This window comes from Streptococcus sp. SR4, assembly GCF_000517725.1.
Taxonomy (GTDB): domain Bacteria; phylum Bacillota; class Bacilli; order Lactobacillales; family Streptococcaceae; genus Streptococcus; species Streptococcus salivarius_F.
Genome location: NZ_AZYW01000068.1, coordinates 131,037 through 151,470, shown reverse-complemented (window position 1 = coordinate 151,470; position 20,434 = coordinate 131,037). Strand labels below are relative to the sequence as shown.

Here is a 20,434-nt window from a genome sequence, read left to right as displayed (position 1 = left end):
AACTTGTAGAAAAAGAGGTAAAAACGTGTTTTACGCTTATTTACGTGGGCTTGTTGTCTTCCTTCTTTGGATTATCAATGGTAATGCCCATTACCACAATCGTGATAAATTATTGAATAAGGATGAAAATTATATCTTGGTTGCTCCGCACCGAACTTGGTGGGACCCTGTTTATATGGCTTTTTCAGCTCGTCCTAAGCAGTTTATTTTCATGGCTAAGAAAGAACTCTTCAAGAGCCGTATCTTTGGTTGGTGGATCCGCATGTGTGGCGCCTTCCCAATTGACCGTGAAAATCCTGGCCAAGAAGCTATCAAGTACCCTGTTAACATGCTTAAGAAGAGTAATCGTAGTTTGATTATGTTCCCAAGTGGTAGTCGTCATTCTTCTGATGTTAAGGGTGGGGTTGCGGTTATCGCTAAGATGGCCAAGGTTAAGATTATGCCAGTTGTCTATCAAGGACCTCGTGAGCTCAAGGGGCTCTTGACGGGTGAACGTGTGGATATGAACTATGGTAATCCTATTGATATTTCAGATTTGAAGCGTTTGAATGATGAAAATATTCAAGAGGTTGCTCGTCGTATCCAGTCTGAATTTGATCGTCTCGATGAAGAAGCTTTGAGCTATCAAACAGGCAAAAAACCAAACCCATTGACATATATTTACCGTGTACCTCTCGGTCTTGTAGCTATCATTGCAGTGCTTTTTACCATGGCTTTCTCATATGTAGCTAGCTTTGTTTGGAACCCTGAAAAACACCGTGCTAAAGAAACGCAGAAATAAGCAAATAACTCTGTCAGACATAAATCTGATGGAGTTTTTTTACTTTTTGATATATTTTTCAAATTTTTTACGAATAAGAAAGAAAATATATCAATTAAGGAGAATAGCGTGAAGGAAAAGATTATAGCCTATGTCAAAGATAATCGTCTGTTTGTGAGTGTCATCGCTTTACTGATGGTGATTTTTTGCTTCTTTCTATGGATGACTTGTGGTGCGGGCAACAGTATGGAGGCGGAGACGTCTTATACAGATGTGACAGCTTTGTCAACCTCCTCATCCAAACAAAGCTCACAGTCTCTTTCTGAGGCGTCTTCCCAGTCAAAGACTGAAGGAAGTGAAAAGGATAAGTCAAAAGTAACAGTAGATGTTAAGGGGGCTGTGGCTAATCCGGGTGTTTATACCTTAAAAGCAAGCGCTAGGGTAACTGATGCCATCAAAGCCGCTGGGGGAATGACTGAGGATGCGGATGCTAAGAGTGTTAACTTAGCTGCAAGCCTGTCGGACGAAGAGGTTGTCTATGTGGCAACTAAGGATGAAAACCTTTCTGTTCTTGGTCAATCAGGAACTGGTCAGGTTTCTGACAAAGGAGGGCAAACTAGTGCTAAGGATGGCAAAATTAACTTAAACACAGCGACTTCAGAGGAGTTGCAAACTATTTCTGGGATTGGAGCTAAGCGTGCTGAGGATATCATTGCCTATCGTGAAAGTCATGGAGGTTTTCAATCCGTAGATGACTTGAAAAATGTCTCAGGAATTGGTGATAAAACTTTAGAAAAAATCAGAGAGTCCCTCTATGTGGCTTAAAAAAGCTCCAATCAATCTTTTTTCCTTGGCTCTGTTAATAGCTGCCCTTTATTTTACGATTTTTAACACAAATGTTTATGCTATTGGGGTTTTGTCTTTTCTTTTAGGATGTTTTTTGAAGCATCATTGGAAGAATAAGGTAGCCCTAAAGTTGGTGGGACTTGTAGGTAGTTTCTTTTTGGTCTACTTTTTATTCTTGCACCACAGAGCTACCATACAAGATAAACAAGCTCCTACTGAAATCAATCAGGTGACTCTGGTTGCTGATACGCTGTCGGTTAATGGTGAGCAATTATCAGCTATTGGAAAGGCAAAGGGACAAACTTATCAGGTCTTTTACCGACTCAAATCTGAGAAGGAGCAGCATTTTTTTAAGACTACTAGCCAAACGTTGGTATTAAAAGGGAAAATAAAGTTATCCCTAGCAATTGGTCAACGTAATTTTCAAGGGTTTAATTATCAGTCTTATCTAGCCAGTCAAGGCATTTATCGAATGGCTCAGATTGAACGCTTGGACCATGTGGTGCCTCAAAAATCTCTATCTCCCCTAGCTTTTTTCCATCAACTGAGGAGGAGGGCATTGGTTCATATCCAGACGCACTTTCCTAATCCTATGAGACACTATATGACAGGCCTGCTCTTTGGGTATTTGGATAAGGAGTTTGATGAGCAAAGTCAGCTTTACACGAGTTTAGGGATTATTCATCTATTCGCACTTTCGGGGATGCAAGTCGGCTTTTTTCTGGGATGGTTTCGTTACGGACTCCTGCGTTTAGGTCTTCCTAAAGATTATCTATTTATCGTCTTGCTGCCTTTTTCCTTATGTTATGGCTTAATGACAGGATGGACAGCTTCAGTCCTACGTTCCTTGGTTCAAAGTTTGCTGGCTGAGTTTGGTATTAAAAAACTGGACAATATGGGAATAACCTTGCTTCTATTGTTTCTCTTGTTACCTCATTTTCTTTTAACAGTGGGAGGTGTATTAAGTTGTTCCTATGCCTTCTTGTTGTGTTTGTTTGATTTTGATGACTTGTCATCTTTAAAGAAATCAATCTATACGAGCTTGGTATTGAGTCTTGGGATTTTGCCCTTTTTAACCTACTATTATGGGACTTTTCAACCAGTTAGTTTGATTCTCACTACAATCTTTTCAATTGTATTTGATAGCTTTCTTTTGCCTGTCTTGACGGTCTTCTTTGCCCTTTCAGGACTGGTAATCTTTTCTCAAATCAATCCACTTTTTGAATGGATGGAGTCCTTTTTGACTTGGATACAATCCTGGATAGGTCAACCTTTGATTTTAGGGAAACCTAGTTTGTTTCAGTTTGGCTTGATGATAGCAGTATTGGTTATGCTCTTTGATTTTTGGAAAAAGCCTCAGTTTAGGATTTGCCTTTTGATGATTTTTGGACTTTTGATGGTCTGGGTCAAACATCCTTTAACCAATGAGGTGACTGTGGTTGACGTTGGTCAGGGAGATAGTATTTTTCTGAGGAGTATGAAAGGTGATACCATCCTAATTGATGTGGGTGGCAAGGTGACGTTTGGAACTAAGGAAAAATGGCAAGAGTCTAGCCAGACGAGCAATGCGGAGAAAACCTTGATTCCCTATCTACAGGCTAGAGGAGTGTCTCAAATTGATTATCTGGTCCTGACGCATACGGACACAGACCATATTGGTGATTTGGAAGAAGTGGCCAAGTGTTTTAAGATTAAGGAAATCTGTGTCAGTCAGGGGGCTTTGACTAAGCCGAGCTTTGTTAAAAGACTTCGGACTATAAAATGCCCAGTTCACACTCTAAAGGCTGGCGACAAATTACCCATGATGGGAAGCAATCTACAGGTTCTTTATCCAAATAAAGTTGGTGATGGTGGTAACAATGATTCGATAGTTCTTTACGGAAAGCTATTAGGAAGCAGTTTTCTGTTTACCGGTGATTTGGAAAAAGAAGGAGAGGAGGAACTGATGGCCAGCTATCCAACTTTAAGGGCAAGCGTCCTCAAAGCTGGACACCACGGTTCAAAAGGTTCTTCGTCTGAAGCTTTTTTGGACCAGCTGCACCCCTCCCTTGCACTTGTTTCAGCTGGTGAGAACAATCGTTATAAACATCCAAATGATGAAACAATAGAACGTTTTAAGCAACGTCACATTAAAATTTTACGAACAGATAAAGACGGAGCCATCCGTTTTAAGGGCTGGTTTAAATGGTCAAGTGAAACAGTCCGATAATTGTTAGAGTTCTTAATTTGTCATGCACCTCAATCTATGGTAGAATGTAAAAGCTAATATTCCAGTATAAGAAAGATTGAACAGTATGCGTAAAATTATCATCAATGGTGGTAAGGAACTTCAGGGAGAAGTTACAGTATCAGGGGCTAAAAATTCAGTTGTTGCATTGATTCCGGCCATCATTTTATCTGATGGAGTGGTTACTCTTGACGGGGTACCAGCAATCAGCGACGTCGATAACCTAATTGAAATTATAGAAGTGATGGGTGGTTCTGTTAAGCGTGATGGCGAAACACTCGAAATTGATCCACGAGGTGTTAAGGATATGCCAATGCCATTTGGTAAGATTAACAGTCTTCGTGCTTCTTACTATTTTTACGGTAGCTTGCTTGGACGTTACGGTCAAGCAACAGTAGGTTTGCCAGGTGGTTGTGATTTGGGACCACGTCCTATTGACCTTCACCTTAAGGCTTTTGAAGCAATGGGTGCTAGCATTTCCTATGAAGACGAATCTATGCGTATTGCGACTGATGCTGGTCAACGCATTAAGGGTGCTCATATCTACATGGATACGGTCAGTGTTGGAGCGACGATTAATACCATGTTGGCAGCGGCTAAGGCTGACGGTCGTACGGTCATTGAGAATGCGGCGCGTGAACCTGAGATTATTGATGTAGCAACTCTTCTTAACAATATGGGCGCACGTGTTCGTGGCGCTGGTACAGAAGTCATCACGATTGAAGGTGTAGAGAGCTTACATGGCACTCGTCATCAGGTTATTCCAGACCGTATTGAAGCGGGTTCCTACATTGCTATGGCCGCGGCTATCGGTAAGGGAATTAAGGTTAAAAATGTTCTTTATGAACACCTTGAAAGTTTTATCGCTAAACTTGAAGCAATGGGTGTTCGTATGACAGTTGAAGAAGATGCCATCTTTGTTGAAGAGCAAGATGATTTAAAACCTGTTGACATTAAGACATCGCCTTATCCAGGTTTTGCGACGGATTTACAACAACCGATGACACCTTTGTTACTGAAAGCAAGTGGTCGAGGAAAAATTATTGATACGATTTATGAGAAGCGTGTGAACCACGTTCCTGAATTGGCTCGTATGGGTGCTGATATTCAGGTACTCGGTGGACAAATTGTTTACAATGGTCCAACGCAACTCTCAGGTGCGCCAGTAAAAGCTAGTGATTTGCGTGCAGGTGCTGCACTTGTTACGGCAGGTCTTATGGCAGAAGGTCAAACTGAAATTACCAATATTGAGTTTATCCTTCGTGGGTATTCAAATATCATTGAGAAACTTTCTGACCTTGGTGCAGATATTCGTTTGATTGAAGATTAAGTCTAAGGTTCAACCCCTAGTGGTTGAGCCTTTTTCCATTTCTAAAACTGTGTTATAATACTATCATGGATATTTGGACTAGTCTGGGTGCTTTTGCCTTCTTTGAGTCGGAGCGCCTTTCTTTTAGACCACTCATCTTTTTGGATCGTTTTGATTTACACGAAATTGTATCAAATCCTAAGAATCTACAATTTTTCTTTCCTGCCACTCAAACACAGCATGAAACGGATTGCCTTTTGGTTCATTACTTCATGAAGGAGCCTCTAGGTGTATGGGCTATTGTAGATAAAGAGTTAGAAAAGATGATTGGCGTCGTTCGTTTTGAAAAGATAGATGTCCAGAAACGGACTGCAGAGCTTGGCTATTTTTTGAATGCCTCATACTGGGGTAGAGGCTTAATGACAGAGGCAGTTACTTGTCTGTCAAATTTGGCTTTAACAGCTATGGGAATGGATCGTATTATTCTTATTGCCCACTTGGAAAATAAGGCATCGATTCGTGTAGCGGAGAAGTCTGGCTTTAAACTTATGTCTCGCTTTAAGGGAGCAGACCGATACACCCGTACCATGCGTGATTATCTCCGCTTTGAGAAGGAGGAGAACTGTGAGTAAACATCAAGAAATTCTAGATTATCTAGAGGCCTTACCTATCGGTAAGCGTGTTAGTGTGCGTAGTATTTCGAATCACTTACAGGTTTCTGATGGAACTGCCTATCGAGCAATTAAAGAAGCTGAAAATCGAGGGTTGGTTGAGACACGTCCTCGGAGTGGGACAGTTCGAATTGAAAAGAAAGTCCAGGTTCGCCTTGATAAGCTGACCTTTGCGGAGATTGCGGAGATTACAGAGTCTGAAGTTATCTCTGGTCACGAAGGTCTGGAACGTGTCTTCAGTAAGTTCTATATCGGAGCCATGACTATTGAGAATATCACCCGTTATCTAACCAAAGGAGATCTTCTTATTGTTGGGGACCGTGAGGATATTCAATTGCTTGCCCTAGAACACAATAATGCTATTCTAGTGACGGGGGGCTTTCAGGTTTCCGATAGGGTAAAAGAGCTTTCTCGTTTGAAGCAATTTCCAGTTATGGTAACAACTTACGATACCTTTACCGTGGCAACCATGATTAACCAGGCGCTTTCGAATGTCCGTATCAAAACAGATATCAAGACTGTAGCTCAAGTCTATACCAGACGAGAAGACTACAATTACATGACTCCAGAAATGACGGTCAGAGATTTTCAGAATTTGGTTAAACGGACCAACTTGGTACGTTTTCCAATTCTATCTGAGTCTGAAAAAGTGATTGGTATTGTGACCATGCGGGATGTGTCTAATCAGCAACCAACGACCATGCTTAAGGCAATCATGACCAAGCCGACGGTGACACGACTTGAGACTAGTCTGGCAACTGTTGCCCAAAAGATGATTTTTGAAGACTTTGATATCATTCCTGTTGTGGATGAAGAAAAACACTATCTAGGTGTTATCACCCGTCGTCAGGTTTTGGAAGAACTTCAGGACAATAATCGTGGCAACTTGCACACCTTTAGTGATCAAATGATAGCTAACCTAAACCAGGACAAGCATGCTTTCAGCTTTGAGGTAGAGCCCACTATGATTGACAATTCTGGAAACCTCACTCAGGGTGTTCTTGCAGAGATGGTTAAAGAGGTTGTCTATCGTATCATGGAAAAGCAGGAACAAAATGGTCTTGTGATTGAAGAGATGATGTTTTACTTTCTTCAGGCAGCTCAGATCGATGACAAGGTGACGATTACACCAAGTATTATTGCTGAAACCAGACGTAGAGCCCATCTGGACCTTATGGTTACTCACGGAAATCATACCGTCTGCAAATCAGTCGTTGTGGTTAAGAAAACTTAGTAACTAAAAATAAAAGATATAAAGAAAACGGAGAAAATAATGATTACATTAAAATCAGCACGTGAAATTGAAGCAATGGATAGGGCAGGGGATTTTCTTGCTAGCATTCACATTGGTCTACGTGACCTCTTGAAACCAGGAGTGGATATGTGGGAAGTAGAAGAGTATGTGCGTCGTCGTTGTAAAGAAGAAAATGTTCTTCCCCTTCAGATTGGAGTTGAGGGAAGCATTATGGATTACCCTTATGCAACATGCTGTGGCCTTAATGACGAAGTGGCACATGCCTTTCCACGTCACTATATTTTGAAAGATGGTGACCTCTTGAAAGTTGATATGGTCTTGTCAGAACCTATCGATAAGTCAGTCCTTGATGTGTCAAAATTGAACTTTGACAATGTTGCTCAGGTTAAAAAATACACGGAATCATATTCTGGCGGTTTGGCTGACTCATGTTGGGCTTATGCGATTGGAACGCCATCTGACGAAGTGAAAAAACTTATGGAAGTAACACGTGAGGCTATGTACCTTGGTATTGAACAAGCGGTTGTCGGTAACCGTATCGGTGATATCGGGGCAGCTATCCAAGAATACGCTGAAAGTCGTGGTTACGGTGTTGTTCGTGATTTGGTTGGACACGGAGTTGGGCCAACAATGCACGAAGAACCAATGGTGCCAAACTATGGGGTGGCTGGACGAGGTCTCCGTCTCAAAGAAGGAATGGTTTTGACTATCGAGCCAATGATTAACACTGGTACTTGGGAAATTGATACGGACCTTGAAACGGGTTGGGCTCACAAAACTCTTGACGGTGGACTTTCTTGTCAATATGAACACCAATTTGTTATTACTAAGGATGGTCCAGTCATTTTGACTTCTCAAGGCGAAGAAAGAACTTACTAATATGAAACGACAAGGCTTAATGGCCCGTCTCTTGGATAAACTCCAGTGGCGCCCTTTGCAGGTTTATCTTAGGCATTATCGTAGTGCAGAGATAGACATTTCAACTATCGCAGTGGCTTACTATCTCATTTTGACGATTTTTCCGCTCATTGTCATTGCGGCCAATGTCTTTCCCTATTTGAATATTGATACGACAGATCTCTTGAAGTTTATGAATGAGCACCTTCCTAAGCAGTTTTATGCACCTGCAGCCAACGTTGTTCAGGATATCTTCTCGACACCTTCTGGACAGTTGCTAGGAGTTGCCTCTTTGACGGGATTCTGGACTATGATTAAGTCCTTGTCTTCACTTCAAAAGGCGATTAACAAGGTATATGGTGCTTCAGAACACCGTGATGTCTTTATTAGTCACATTATCGGTGGTTTCATGAGTCTGGTAATCTTATTCCTGCTCACCTTTGCACTAATGCTGTCCACAATTATTCAGTCGGTCCTTCGAGTTATCAATCAGACCTATCCTATTGGTTCCAAGATGACCCAGCTTATTTTAAATAGTATTCAGCCTCTAAGTATTGCAGTTGTCTTCCTGGGAATGATGGTGCTTTATTTCGTGCTTCCAAATGTGAAGATTCGAAAAATCCGCTATGTTATGCCAGGAACAATATTTACGACTTTAGTGATTGGCTATTTAAGTAACTTGTTTGGAACCTACGTGATTCGTACCTTGAGTCGATTGGTTGACATCAAGTTATTTGGATCCATTATGATTTTCGTCTTCATGCTTTGGTTCATCTTTTTGGCCAGGATTTTGATTTTGGGTGCCGTCTTTAATGCGACCTATCAAGAACTTAGACAAGGTGAACTAAAAAGTAGAAGAGGAGATGTGATTACTATTATTCAGAGCTTTTCTGGAGATGGTAGTGACAGCAAAAAACATAAAAAAGATGAGGATGATTCCTAGATGATAAAAAGAGCTTGGTGAGATCCAGGCTCTTTTGACGGGATTATTGATTTTTCGTAGCTAATAAAAAACATTGATTATGGAGGAAAAATGAAAAAACAAACTGTTCGTGATTTAACACATATTGCTATTGTGGCGGCCCTTTATGTAGTCTTGACTGTTGTGCCACCTTTTAACTTAATTTCCTACGGTCCCTACCAGTTCCGAATTGCAGAAATGTTCAATCTTTTAGGATTTTATAATCGCAAGTATATCATTGCCGTTACTTTGGGCTGTGTGATTGCTAATTTCTTTAGCTTTAACATGATTGATGTGGTTGTTGGAAGCCTATCAACATTGGTCTTTGTCGGTTCAGGTGTTTATTTCTTTGACCGTTTTAAAAACCAAGACATTTTGGGTGGCCTTTTTGACAAGGCTCATGTTTTCTTTGCCTTTTACTTTTCATTCTTCATGGTGACGATTGCGGCTGAGTTGACTCTAGTTACTCAAGCACCATTTTGGGCAACTTGGTTCACTGTTGCTATGGGAGAATTGGCATCACTCTTGGTTGGTGCAATTCTTATTAAGAAATTGGCCAAAGTCATTGATTTTGTTTCCTAAATTAACGTCTGTAAAGGCGTTTTTTTCTGCTTTTATGTTAAAATGTTCCTATGGAAAAACGAATGAAAGAGCTGGTTGCTAAACTTAACCAGTATGCAAAAGAGTATTATACGGAAGATAATCCATCGGTGTCAGACGCGGACTACGATAAGCTCTATCGTGAGCTTGTAGCTTTGGAGGCTGAGTACCCTGAATATGTTCAAGCAGATAGTCCTACGCATCGTGTGGGAGGTCTGGTCCTTGATGGTTTTGAAAAATATCAACATGAGTATCCGCTTTATAGTTTGCAGGATGCTTTTTCACGAGAAGAACTAGATGCCTTTGATCAGAGAGTGAAGGCTGAATTTCCTAATGCTGATTATATGGCTGAACTCAAAATTGATGGTCTCTCTATCTCGCTAACCTATGTGGATGGTGTTCTCCAGGTAGGTGCGACACGTGGTGATGGTTCTGTCGGTGAAAATATCACTGAAAATGTCAAGCGTATCTCTGACATTCCTCTCAAGTTGGACCAACCGCTTAATATTACCGTTCGTGGAGAGTGTTACCTGCCACGGGCTGAGTTTGAACGCATCAATATCCAGCGTCAGGAGAATGGTGAAGCCGAATTTGCCAATCCACGTAATGCTGCAGCGGGAACCCTTCGTCAGTTGGATACCAAGGTGGTTGCCGAGCGTCGTTTGGCGACTTTCCTTTATCAGGAAGCGAGTCCAACGGAGCGTCTTACACAAAATGATGTCCTGAATGAAGTGGCAGAACTAGGTTTCTCTGTTAATCCACGACGTATTGTCACATCATCGATGGATGAGATTTGGGACTTTATTCAAGCTGTTGGACAGGATCGCGATGACTTGGCTTATGATATTGATGGTGTTGTTATCAAAGTCAATAGTTTGGCTATGCAAGAAGAGCTAGGTTTTACAGTTAAGGCACCACGTTGGGCCATTGCTTATAAATTCCCTGCTGAGGAAAAGGAAGCAGAACTTCTCTCAGTGGACTGGCAGGTAGGTCGTACGGGTGTAGTAACGCCGACTGCTAATTTAACTCCAGTGCAATTAGCAGGGACAACGGTTAGTCGTGCTACCCTTCATAATGTGGATTATATTGCTGAAAAAGACATTCGTATCGGGGATACCGTTATTGTCTACAAAGCTGGTGATATTATCCCTGCAGTACTTCGAGTAGTAGAAAGTAAGCGTACAACGCAAGAACCAATGGAAGTACCGACGCAATGTCCATCTTGTGGTAGTGGCCTCTTACATTTTGAAGATGAAGTTGCCCTACGTTGTATTAATCCTTCTTGTCCTGCTCAGATTAAGGAAGGCCTCATCCATTTTGCCTCTCGTGATGCCATGAACATTGCAGGTATGGGACCTTCAGTGGTTGAAAAGCTCTTTAAAGCTGAGTTGGTTAAAGATGTGGCTGATATTTATGGCTTGAACAGTCAAGATTTCCTCCAATTGGAAGGTTTTAAGGAAAAGTCTGCTGAAAAACTTTATGCAGCCATTCAAGCCTCAAAAGAAAATTCTGCAGAGAAATTGCTCTATGGTTTGGGTATTCGTCATGTCGGTGCCAAAGTTAGTAAGCAGTTGCTAGAAGCATTTGGAAGTATACAAGAGTTAGCAAGTGCAGATGTCGAGGCAATTGCTGCTGTAGATGGTTTAGGAGAGGTTATTGCCAAGTCCATCCAGCGCTATTTTGCCAAGGAAGAAGCTCAGGTTCTTCTTAAAGAACTGGAAACCTACGGGGTTAATTTGGCCTATCTTGGGCAAAAGGTAGCAGATGATGCCATCCTATCTGGTAAGACAGTTGTTTTGACAGGAAAAATGGAGCATCTTAAACGTAGTGAAGCAAAGGAAAAACTAGAAGCTCTGGGTGCTAAGGTGACAGGTTCTGTCTCTAAGAAAACAGATTTAGTAGTTGCTGGTAGTGATGCCGGAAGTAAGTTGGAAAAAGCACAAAGCCTAGGAATTGACGTAAAAGATGAGGCTTGGTTGCTGGATTTATAGGAGTTCAATATGAAACAAAAACGTGCCCGCTTAATTTATAATCCAACATCTGGACAAGAAATTATGAAAAAAAATGTTGCTGAGGTCTTAGATATTCTGGAAGGCGCTGGCTTTGAAGCATCAGCCTTTCAAACAACACCAGATGAGAACTCAGCAAAAAATGAGGCCACTCGTGCGGCTAAAGCAGGCTTTGACTTAGTCATTGCTGCAGGTGGCGATGGAACAATCAATGAGGTTGTTTCTGGGATTGCCCCACTCAAAAATCGCCCACAAATGGCGGTTATTCCAACGGGGACAACAAATGACTTTGCACGCGCTTTAAAGATTCCAAGAGGAAATCCTGTTGAAGCAGCCAAGGTTATTGCTAAAAATCAAACCCTTCAAATGGATATTGGTCGTGCCTATGCTGATAAATACTTCATCAATATTGCAGCTGCGGGTTCCTTTACGGAACTAACTTATAGTGTGCCTAGCCGCTTAAAGACAGTGCTTGGTTATTTGGCTTACCTTGTTAAGGGGGCGGAGTTGCTGCCACAAGTTAAGAAGGTTCCTGTCCGCATTACGCATGATGAGGGTGTCTTTGAAGGTGGCCTTTCCATGATTTTCGTTGCCTTGACCAATTCAGTTGGTGGCTTTGAAACGATTGCCCCAGATGCTAAACTGGATGATGGTAAATTTACACTAATCATGGTTAAGACAGCCAACCTCTTTGAATTGGTAGACCTTATTCGTCAGGTTCTCCAAGGTGGTAAACACATCTACGACAAGAGAATTTCCTATATCAAAACGAGTTCGCTGTATATTGAGCCTCAGGGGAAAGATCGTATGATGATTAACCTAGATGGTGAATACGGTGGTGATGCACCTATCCAGCTTCAAAACCTTAAAAATCACATTGAATTCTATGCTAATATTGATGAGATTTCAGATGATGCCATCACTCTTCCAGATACAGATGAATTGGCCCTCGAAGCCATTGCACAAAAATTCAGTACAGAAGCTGAAAAAATCGAGAATGACTAATGTAAAACCTTTAAGCAACCTAAGACAGGTTGCTTTTTAAGTATATCTGTAGAAAATGACGTTTTCATTTGTTACAATAGAAAAAACTGGGAAATTGTTATATAGAATATTTAGAGGAGTAGATGTTTAATAAAGAAAGTGAACGTTATTTAAGTGATGATCATCTAAAGAATGGTGATCAGGTTTTCGAGTCGGCTTTTAGTAATCAAGGGCCAGAGTTTGGATCTGCTTTTCAGGAGGAAAAAGCTGAAAAGCAGTATTTCTTTTTGACTCTTGTTTTGCCACTGATACTTTTAAGTGTGAGTTGGATTTCGGTCTTCTTATCTTGGAGGTATAAGCCGATAATACTGTATTTGGCTGTGATTGTGAGTTGTTTTGTCCTTTCTATCATTCTCTTTAGAATGGGACAGAAGCGAGGTAGATTTCTCTTTACCGCAATCGTGCTTGCCCTAATTGGATTATCCTTCTTTGCAACTTTAGGTGGTTCTGTCTATCGAGGTGCTATGAAAAAATACAGGCTGATCCAACAAGTATCCCAGTCAGAACTTGATGAGGAGAAACCCGATAGTGATGATCCAAAAGACTACGAAGATAAGTCTGCGATTTATAACTGGACGGAAGAAGATTTTGAAAATCTGAAACCCAAGGTTGATACCTTACGTTCGATTATTAAAAGTCATGGTAAGGGCAATTATGTCGAGATGGAATCCAGTGGTCTGAAGGTGAGATACGAACGTGGAGATGGCAATGAGTATATTGATCTCTCTTTTGTGAAGGACGAAAAGGGACGCTTTGTTTATGATGGTGGAACAGCGACTTATCCACTTGATGGCGTCACTGAAGTTGCTAACTATAGCAGTAATTGGACTGAAGAACAGATAAATAGCTTACGTACCAAAGACCAAGCTTATTTTGGACCAACAACATCCTTGTCTGAGGTAGTGAGGGAACATCCTCAGGCAAAAGGGGCCTGGAGAAGTATAAAGGTCCATTCATCAGGAATCATGCATAAGTCAGTTGATCTTGATTACACTGATCAGAATAGTCCTATTGAGAAAGCACAATTGTTAAGACTCTCTTTTGAGTATAACGAAAAGAAAAAGGACTATTATTTGAGCTATAATTCTGTGGATCGTGGCCACTGGTGATGACTATCTATGATAATTAATAACTAGACAGCAATTTTTTAGTAATAAGAGGTTTGATTATAAAGGGGGATTTTATAATGACAGCATCAAAAACCAAACGTCTCTTGTATTTTATGTCCGAATTGGAAAAGGGAAATGAGATTTCAAAAACGGACTACCTTGCTCGCTTTGGCATAAGTGAGCGTACCCTTAAAGAGGATGTGAGTGAGCTCAAGTATAATTTGACCGAGCTCCGTCCTAACATGAAAGTTAAGTATTCCAGAAAATACGGTTCCTACCATGCCGAGTATGAACAAGGTTATGGAAACCTTAAATACAATCAGGCAGTTATCCTATCTAAGATTCTTTTAGAGAGCCGTGCTCTTCGAAAGGATGAAGTAGCAGAGATAATCAACATTTTTGTTGAGAGGGCGGTAGATGATAAGGAACGCAGACGTATCAAGCGATTGACCGAGCTAGAACTAGATAGTTATCAAGAGCTAAAGATTTATCAGGAACAAGATAAGTCACTCTTACCAGCTATTTCAGCCATTTTCGATGCTATTGTGGACCAACGTCCATTGTCATTTAGCTACCGTAAGCTAGGAGAAAAAGTGGAGGAATATAAGGTCTTTCCTATTTCAGTCATTTTTGATAACCACTATTTCTACTGTATTTCTTACAAATTGGATGAGAACTTTACTTGTGATTACAAGTTCTCTGAAATTCGTTATTTCCGTGTCGATCGTTTCCAGACCATTCATAAATCTGAAAATGACGTCGCTTTCACGCTCAGTCCAGAACAACAAGCCCGTCTCATTACAGATGAGCAGGTGCGCTACCAAGCTTTCTCAATGCTTTCTGGTAACGAATGGGCTCGAATTACCTTCGAGTATAAAGGTCTCTACCGTGATGTCTTGGAGTCTGATATTCCAAAACTGAAATTGCTAGAGGAAAGCACTAGTGAAGGTGTTGATCAGGTTCGTTATGAGATTGAAACCTTTAGTTTACTAGGTTTCCAAAAGTATATTCAACGCTTTGATGGGGATTTTGTTTTCCTCAAGATTGAAGCAATAGATAACTAATGAAAAAGGCCTTTGGTTATCCGAAGGCCTTTTTAAATCTGACAAAAATAGTATAATTGTGTTAAAATAGGAGTACGGAAACGTTATCATTTCCATAAGGAGGGAAAATATGAAAGAAAAGAAAAAAGAAATGCAAAAACAAGTCTTAAGTCTTTTAGGAATCTTGATTTTTGCTTTTGTCAATGTGTTTATCTTTGATAATAAGATGGGCGCTGGTTTTTCTGCCTTCTCAACTATCACCCTGATGAGTATTGGACTTTTGTCTAAGCGCACCAGTCTGCGAGTTTTGGCCATTATTTCCTATCTCATCAATGTGGTAGCAGCCGTTTTTGGCTTCAACTACGTTGGTTTTCTAACAGCAGTTCAAGCCATTGAACTTATCTTCGTTATCTGGTATCTTTACCCACGTGACACGTTTTTGAGGCGAGATACAACTGATAAATACACTTACCGCTATCGTTGGATTCATTTGCTCTTGACGGTTTTAATCTCAATTGGAGGTTATATCGTTTTTACAGTTGTTTCTAGTATTTGGAATGGTTCCTTCCTAGAATACGGTGGGAACACAGCTCTCATCTTTGCCATGCAATATTTACTCTTTTTGAGTATTACCAAGTCAAGGGAAGATGAACCGACCAAGGTTGCTCATTTGTTCCAAAAGGAACGCCGTACTAAGGAAATGAAAGCGGCAATAGAGGCTGAACGCCAAGCCAAAGAAAGAGCACTTGCACAAGCCTTTGAGGTACCTTTAAAGTCACCTAGTCAAACGGCTGCAAAATTTGGTAACAACATGATCAAATTTGCATCTGTCTGGCTTTTGGTGATGGATATGTCCATCTTGGCTTATTTCTTCCGTCCAAATGATGTTGGCTTCGGCTTTGGTGCCTTCTTTGTACTCTTGACCATTGTCTTGTCCTTGATTTTCAAATCTGAGGAAGACAAGGAGGATGTTTTCTCTATCATCTATCACAAGGTCCGTCCTATCCAACCTATTTTCTTCATTTTGCTTTTGATTGCCCATGCGCATAAGTTCAGCTACGGTGCAGCTTACGCTCTCTTGTTCTCAGCTGCTTATTTCTTCTGGGCTATCAATAAAATAAATATGAAGACCCTCTTGACCTTTACAGTCATCATTTATTTCTTCCCAGTCTTTGGTTATCTCTCTAACCCATACCGTCTGGGTGCTGAAAACCTTAAGATGGTAGGTGAATTGGTGACAGATCGTGAGAAGTCTAATACCTTCTATCTCGGTCATTATTGGTCACTTCTAGGTCTACAGAGTGATGGTGAATATGAAGGAGTCCCTGCTTCTTGGCAGGCTGCTAAGTTTGCTGACATTCAGACATTCTCTGATGACAGTGATATTACTTCAGGCGTCTTCCAAGTGAATAGTCACAATGATTACGATTATGATTTGCATTTAAGAAATAACAAGGGCACCATTGAAGTCACAACTGGCTCTGGAAAAGATAAGAAAGAATACCAGTTCACTGACTTTGCCAGAACCTATTATCGATATGAAAAATTGAAAAAAACGGATAATCAGAAGCGTTATAAAGATTTTTACAAGATAGGTACTGTTACGACTGAGTTGGGAACCTATAATCTATACCTTGAAATGACTCAAGAGTGGGTTGATAACTATCAAAAAGATCCTACTAATGTTGACTACCGTTTACTTATCTCTGGAGACAAACTGACACCAAAAGAAGCTTACGAAAAAGCATATCATTACTAAAAAAAGTATCTCTGCAAATTGCAGGGATACTTTTGTCTGTCAGTCTTTGTATCCTCGCTTAGTTAACTCTCGTACGAGTACAGCTCCCAAGATTGAAGGTACTAATTGTCCTAAGAGGAGATTAATAACGAGAGCAAAATAAGGAAGTTTGAGTAAGGCGCTAAGCCAGATTGGTACCACTAAGGCAGGAATGAGTAGGATTGGAAGAATGATAAACCAGCTAGATAACTTAGCTTTACGGATGAGGTAGATGCTACCGGTTGTTAAAAAGCTAGCAAAGAAGCCACCAACCACGTCAATTAATCCCAATCCACCAAAAGAGTTTGCGATGGCATTAGCCAGACTAATTGGGAATACCAAAAATGGGAAGATGTAGGTTAATCCATATAAAGCAGTGGCCAGACGCATCTGAACCGCACCAAAGGAAATGGCTTGAGATACAAAGAGGATAGCGATGTAAAGAGCCATCATAATAGCTGACAGAACAAGTTTTTGAGTGGTATTAAGTTTGGTTTTCATAATTTCTCCTTAATTAGGCATAGTAAAAGAGTAGCAGGTCTACTCTTTTTGTGATTTAGGTCTAGAGATATTTTATAAATCAATCTCTAAGACGATAGGTGTGTGGTCTTGGCGATCACCAGAGTCAATCATGTCTGATTTTGTGACCTTATCGGCAATACGATTTGAAGTCAACCAGTAGTCGATTCTCCAGCCTGTATTGTTGATTTTAGATGTTTTGCTACGTTGAGCCCACCAAGTGTAGGCTCCTGTAACGTCGCCATTGAGGTGACGGTAGGTATCTGTGAATCCTTTGGCAAGGAGGTTAGTGAAGCCAGCACGTTCTTCATCTGTAAAACCAGGTGAACGACGATTACTTGAAGGGTTGGCCAAGTCGATTTCCTTGTGGGCAACATTATAGTCACCAGTCGCAAGAACGGGTTTCTGAGCGTCCAATTCAGCTAGGTAATCCGCATATTTTTCATCCCATATTTGACGTTCAAGCAGACGTTTGAGGCCATCACCAGCATTTGGTGTGTAGACCTGTGTTACAAAGAAATTGTCAAATTCGAGAGTTATGATACGCCCTTCACAGTCCATGGTTGAAGGTGCCCCAATTTCAGGATAGGTAATGACTGGTGTCAATTCTTTTTTATACAAGAACATGGTTCCAGCATAACCTTTACGGGCAGGTTCAACAGATGAACGCCAAGTATTGTCATAGTCAGGGAAGTAGTCTTCCAAGATTTGCAAATGCTTTTTAGTCGGACCTTTAGCAGACAGTTTTGTCTCTTGAATAGCAATGATGTCTGCATTTTCAGCGACCAAGGTGTCGATAACAGCGCGTGATAATTGAGCGCGTGCAGAATCACTAGTAAGGGCGGCATTTAGGGAATCAATATTCCAAGAAATTAATTTCATGTGTACAGTTTCCTTTTTTGAATCTTTCCTTTCTATTGTAGCAGAAAATAAGGTGTCAGGCGAGTTATGGGTTTGATAAGGGAAGCTAGGAGGAGTATACTAATCTTAGATTGAGAGGTACATATAATGAAAAAGCAATCGTACATTTATTACTTGTTTTGGGGTCTCTTGTTGATACAAATTATTCTTACCATCATGACTAGTCTGTCACAGGGACTTATTCTTCCCCTTGCCATTTTTCCAGGGATGAGTTTCTTCTTCCTGCTTTATTTAAGGTACCTCTTAGGCTACAACCTTAAGCAATCTCCCTCGGAACCCTTATTTGTCCTTCGTAGGAGTGGTCTTGGAACTAGTTTAAATCCTAGAAATCCCCTAGGCTATAAGCTTAGTCTCCTAGTGGTCATGGGTGTTTTAGTTCTCCTTTTCTGCCTAACCCTATTAGCCTTTCTTGGAAAATAGAGTCTTAGGCTTTTTTATTTGTATTTATCACTAGTTAGCGATAATGTTATTCTCATAACAAATAAAAGAATTACTGGAGGAAAGATTTATGACGATTGAACTTGGCATTTCAACTTTTGGAGAGACAACCCTCCTAGAATCAACTGGAAAAGCTATCTCTCATGACCAACGTATTAGAGACCTCGTTGAAGAAATTGAATTGGCGGATCAAGTTGGACTAGACATTTATGCGATTGGAGAGCATCACCGTGAAGACTTTGCGGTATCGGCACCGCAAATTGTTCTTGCAGCAGGTGCTGTGAATACCAAGAAGATTCGTTTATCTAGTGCAGTAACCATTTTGTCGTCTATTGACCCGGTTCGTGTCTATCAGCAGTATGCAACCATTGATGCTCTGTCAAATGGTCGTGCAGAAATCATGGCGAGTAGAGGTTCTTTTGTTGAGAGTTTTCCACTTTTTGGCTATGATCTTTCAGACTATGATGAACTTTTCAATGAAAAACTAGACATGCTTCTGGAAGTGAAAAAGCAAACGAATTTAACTTGGCAAGGTAAGCATACTCAATCTGTTGACAATCGCCCTGTGTATCCGCGAGCAGTCCAAGATGATTTTCCATTATGGGTAGCGACAGGTGGTCACATTGAGTCGACCATTCAAATTGCGGAAAAAGGTCTGCCAATTGCCTATGCTACAATTGGAGGAAATCCAAAGGCCTTTGCAAAATTAGTTGAGGTTTATAAGGAAATCGGTGCTCGAAATGGTTATTCGGATGAACAACTTAAGGTGGCTGCCCATTCTTGGGGTTGGATTGAAGAAAATAATTTCCAAGCGATAGAGAATTATTTTTATCCAACAAAACAAACAGTGGATAACATTGCTAAGGATCGCCCGCACTGGTCTGAAATGACTAAAGAGCAGTACTATGCTAGTGTTGGACCAAACGGAGCCATGTTCGTTGGGGACCCTGCTCACGTTGCTCAAAAAATCATTCGTATTATTGAGGATTTACAGCTAGATCGCTTCATGCTTCATCTCCCAATTGGTTCTATGCCACATGAAGATGTTCTAAAGGCTATTAAACTTTATGGTGAAGAAGTGGCGCCGATTGTTCGTCGTTATTTTGAAAATAAAGGGTAATTGGTTGAAGGTAGACCTCAAGTTCTCTCTACTATTGTCATCATCACTGTTCTATGATAGGATGGAAGATAATTGATAAAGAGAAGAGGAAAATTATGCGAAAGCTGTCAGAAGCAGAATGGATAAGTCGTTTTGAGCAAGTTCAGGGGCGTAAACCGAAACCAGATGAACTACAATTAGCTTATCAGTCTGGCCTTATCGGAATCTCGAAAAATTATAATTATATCTATATTCTTCTGGGGGCACTAGTAGCGATCGTAGTTGGTATTGGCTTGACTCTAGTCTCTAGTTCACTGAAGAATGTCAAACAGACCAAGTCATCTGCCACAGTGGCTAGCTCAATCTTCTCATCGACGGAGAAGGCTAGTGCCTCATCAAGTACTTCATCGGCCGGAAATCCGAAGACAAGTGAATCTAGCAGTGCAAGTATTGACACACCTGATGCTAACCATGCTAAGGAAGCCTATACTGAAAATCCACGTTGGACCAATGACAAAGCTAGTCGACTTGCTAGTTTGATGGTTTCTTGGGGCAATCAGATGAATCAGCCTGGATACAAAGAAATCACCAATGAGGCCTCCTCTTTGCCTATCCGTTGGATGTCGGACCATAACCAGACTGTGGATGCTACTTATGCTGCAAATGGTAATAGCAGTTCTGAGTATACTATTGTTTCCGTTTACGAGAGATGGGAAAATGTATCTGTTCACCGTTATTTCTTCACCATTAAAAAAGATGGGACTCCCTTTGTTCTTTATTCACCAACTACTAATGGTGGTGTGTATTATGTCAAAGAAACAGAAAATGCAGACCTTAAATCAGGATATGCAGACATTGTAAACAATTAAAAAACTAGGAATCCGACTGGGTTCCTAGTTTTTACTTTGAAGACAAGTCAAGCTGTGCTCAGCTCGTCTACAGTTATTCG

The 20,434-nt window shown here is 40.8% G+C and carries 18 protein-coding genes; 16 read left to right on the top strand and 2 right to left on the bottom strand.

Translation table 11 applies throughout. From position 1 onward, the window contains the following. The first annotated feature begins 25 nt into the window (after nucleotides 1–25). The 14 genes from HMPREF1519_RS08460 to HMPREF1519_RS08395 all read left to right on the top strand — a co-directional run bounded on the left by HMPREF1519_RS08460 (nucleotide 26) and on the right by HMPREF1519_RS08395 (nucleotide 16,490). Complete coding sequence (locus HMPREF1519_RS08460; protein ID WP_022496132.1) at nucleotides 26–781, top strand: lysophospholipid acyltransferase family protein; 756 nt, start codon at nucleotides 26–28, stop codon at nucleotides 779–781. A gap of 108 nt (nucleotides 782–889) precedes the next feature. After that, a complete protein-coding gene (locus HMPREF1519_RS08455; RefSeq protein ID WP_022496133.1) occupies nucleotides 890–1,585 on the top strand; it encodes a helix-hairpin-helix domain-containing protein in 696 nt (231 codons plus the stop codon). Next, nucleotides 1,575–3,815 carry a DNA internalization-related competence protein ComEC/Rec2 gene (locus HMPREF1519_RS08450; RefSeq protein WP_022496134.1) on the top strand — a complete coding sequence of 747 codons (2,241 nt, stop codon included), beginning with the start codon at nucleotides 1,575–1,577 and terminating at the stop codon, nucleotides 3,813–3,815. Before HMPREF1519_RS08455 ends, HMPREF1519_RS08450 begins: the two co-directional genes overlap by 11 nt. Before the next feature lie 85 nt (nucleotides 3,816–3,900). Next, nucleotides 3,901–5,163, top strand: a complete 1,263-nt coding sequence (locus HMPREF1519_RS08445) for a UDP-N-acetylglucosamine 1-carboxyvinyltransferase (RefSeq protein WP_022496135.1) — start codon at nucleotides 3,901–3,903, stop codon at nucleotides 5,161–5,163. 65 nt (nucleotides 5,164–5,228) lie between these two features. Further along, nucleotides 5,229–5,774 (top strand): GNAT family N-acetyltransferase, encoded by a 546-nt coding sequence (locus HMPREF1519_RS08440; RefSeq protein WP_022496136.1) that lies wholly within the window; start codon nucleotides 5,229–5,231, stop codon nucleotides 5,772–5,774. Next, on the top strand, nucleotides 5,767–7,047 hold the full coding sequence (gene spxR, locus HMPREF1519_RS08435) for a CBS-HotDog domain-containing transcription factor SpxR (protein WP_022496137.1): 1,281 nt from the start codon (nucleotides 5,767–5,769) through the stop codon (nucleotides 7,045–7,047). Before HMPREF1519_RS08440 ends, spxR begins: the two co-directional genes overlap by 8 nt. A 39-nt stretch (nucleotides 7,048–7,086) precedes the next feature. After that, a complete protein-coding gene (locus tag HMPREF1519_RS08430) occupies nucleotides 7,087–7,947 on the top strand; it encodes a methionyl aminopeptidase (protein ID WP_002884335.1) in 861 nt (286 codons plus the stop codon). Nucleotide 7,948: 1 nt separating this feature from the next. Beyond that, complete coding sequence (locus HMPREF1519_RS08425) at nucleotides 7,949–8,908, top strand: YihY/virulence factor BrkB family protein (protein WP_037611879.1); 960 nt, start codon at nucleotides 7,949–7,951, stop codon at nucleotides 8,906–8,908. Nucleotides 8,909–8,998: 90 nt separating this feature from the next. Then, entirely contained in the window at nucleotides 8,999–9,508 is a 510-nt protein-coding gene (locus tag HMPREF1519_RS08420) for a QueT transporter family protein (RefSeq protein WP_002891556.1), read from the top strand. 50 nt (nucleotides 9,509–9,558) lie between these two features. After that, a complete protein-coding gene (gene ligA, locus HMPREF1519_RS08415) occupies nucleotides 9,559–11,517 on the top strand; it encodes an NAD-dependent DNA ligase LigA (RefSeq protein ID WP_037611878.1) in 1,959 nt (652 codons plus the stop codon). 9 nt (nucleotides 11,518–11,526) lie between these two features. Beyond that, a complete protein-coding gene (locus tag HMPREF1519_RS08410; protein WP_004183144.1) occupies nucleotides 11,527–12,540 on the top strand; it encodes a diacylglycerol kinase in 1,014 nt (337 codons plus the stop codon). Between the two features lie 122 nt (nucleotides 12,541–12,662). Beyond that, a complete protein-coding gene (locus HMPREF1519_RS08405) occupies nucleotides 12,663–13,688 on the top strand; it encodes a hypothetical protein (RefSeq protein WP_037611876.1) in 1,026 nt (341 codons plus the stop codon). A 77-nt stretch (nucleotides 13,689–13,765) separates the two neighbouring features. Further along, nucleotides 13,766–14,752 (top strand): helix-turn-helix transcriptional regulator, encoded by a 987-nt coding sequence (locus tag HMPREF1519_RS08400; RefSeq protein WP_037611875.1) that lies wholly within the window; start codon nucleotides 13,766–13,768, stop codon nucleotides 14,750–14,752. Nucleotides 14,753–14,861: 109 nt separating this feature from the next. Next, complete coding sequence (locus HMPREF1519_RS08395; RefSeq protein ID WP_037611873.1) at nucleotides 14,862–16,490, top strand: hypothetical protein; 1,629 nt, start codon at nucleotides 14,862–14,864, stop codon at nucleotides 16,488–16,490. 39 nt (nucleotides 16,491–16,529) lie between these two features. Here the strand turns inward: HMPREF1519_RS08395 and HMPREF1519_RS08390 are convergent, their stop codons facing one another. Together HMPREF1519_RS08390 and HMPREF1519_RS08385 are read right to left on the bottom strand one after the other, a co-directional pair. Further along, the gene (locus HMPREF1519_RS08390) at nucleotides 16,530–17,009 is read right to left on the bottom strand and encodes a QueT transporter family protein (RefSeq protein WP_037611871.1); all 480 of its coding nucleotides are present in this window, start codon (nucleotides 17,007–17,009) and stop codon (nucleotides 16,530–16,532) included. A gap of 72 nt (nucleotides 17,010–17,081) precedes the next feature. Then, nucleotides 17,082–17,909: an exodeoxyribonuclease III gene (locus tag HMPREF1519_RS08385; RefSeq protein ID WP_002891542.1), complete on the bottom strand. Its 828-nt coding sequence runs from the start codon at nucleotides 17,907–17,909 to the stop codon at nucleotides 17,082–17,084. Between the two features lie 547 nt (nucleotides 17,910–18,456). Between HMPREF1519_RS08385 and HMPREF1519_RS08375 the strand changes: the two genes are divergently transcribed. Together HMPREF1519_RS08375 and HMPREF1519_RS08370 are read left to right on the top strand one after the other, a co-directional pair. Then, on the top strand, nucleotides 18,457–19,506 hold the full coding sequence (locus HMPREF1519_RS08375) for an LLM class flavin-dependent oxidoreductase (RefSeq protein ID WP_022496799.1): 1,050 nt from the start codon (nucleotides 18,457–18,459) through the stop codon (nucleotides 19,504–19,506). A 95-nt stretch (nucleotides 19,507–19,601) separates the two neighbouring features. Then, the gene (locus HMPREF1519_RS08370; protein WP_022496800.1) at nucleotides 19,602–20,354 is read left to right on the top strand and encodes a DUF4767 domain-containing protein; all 753 of its coding nucleotides are present in this window, start codon (nucleotides 19,602–19,604) and stop codon (nucleotides 20,352–20,354) included. Nucleotides 20,355–20,434: the final 80 nt, after the last annotated feature.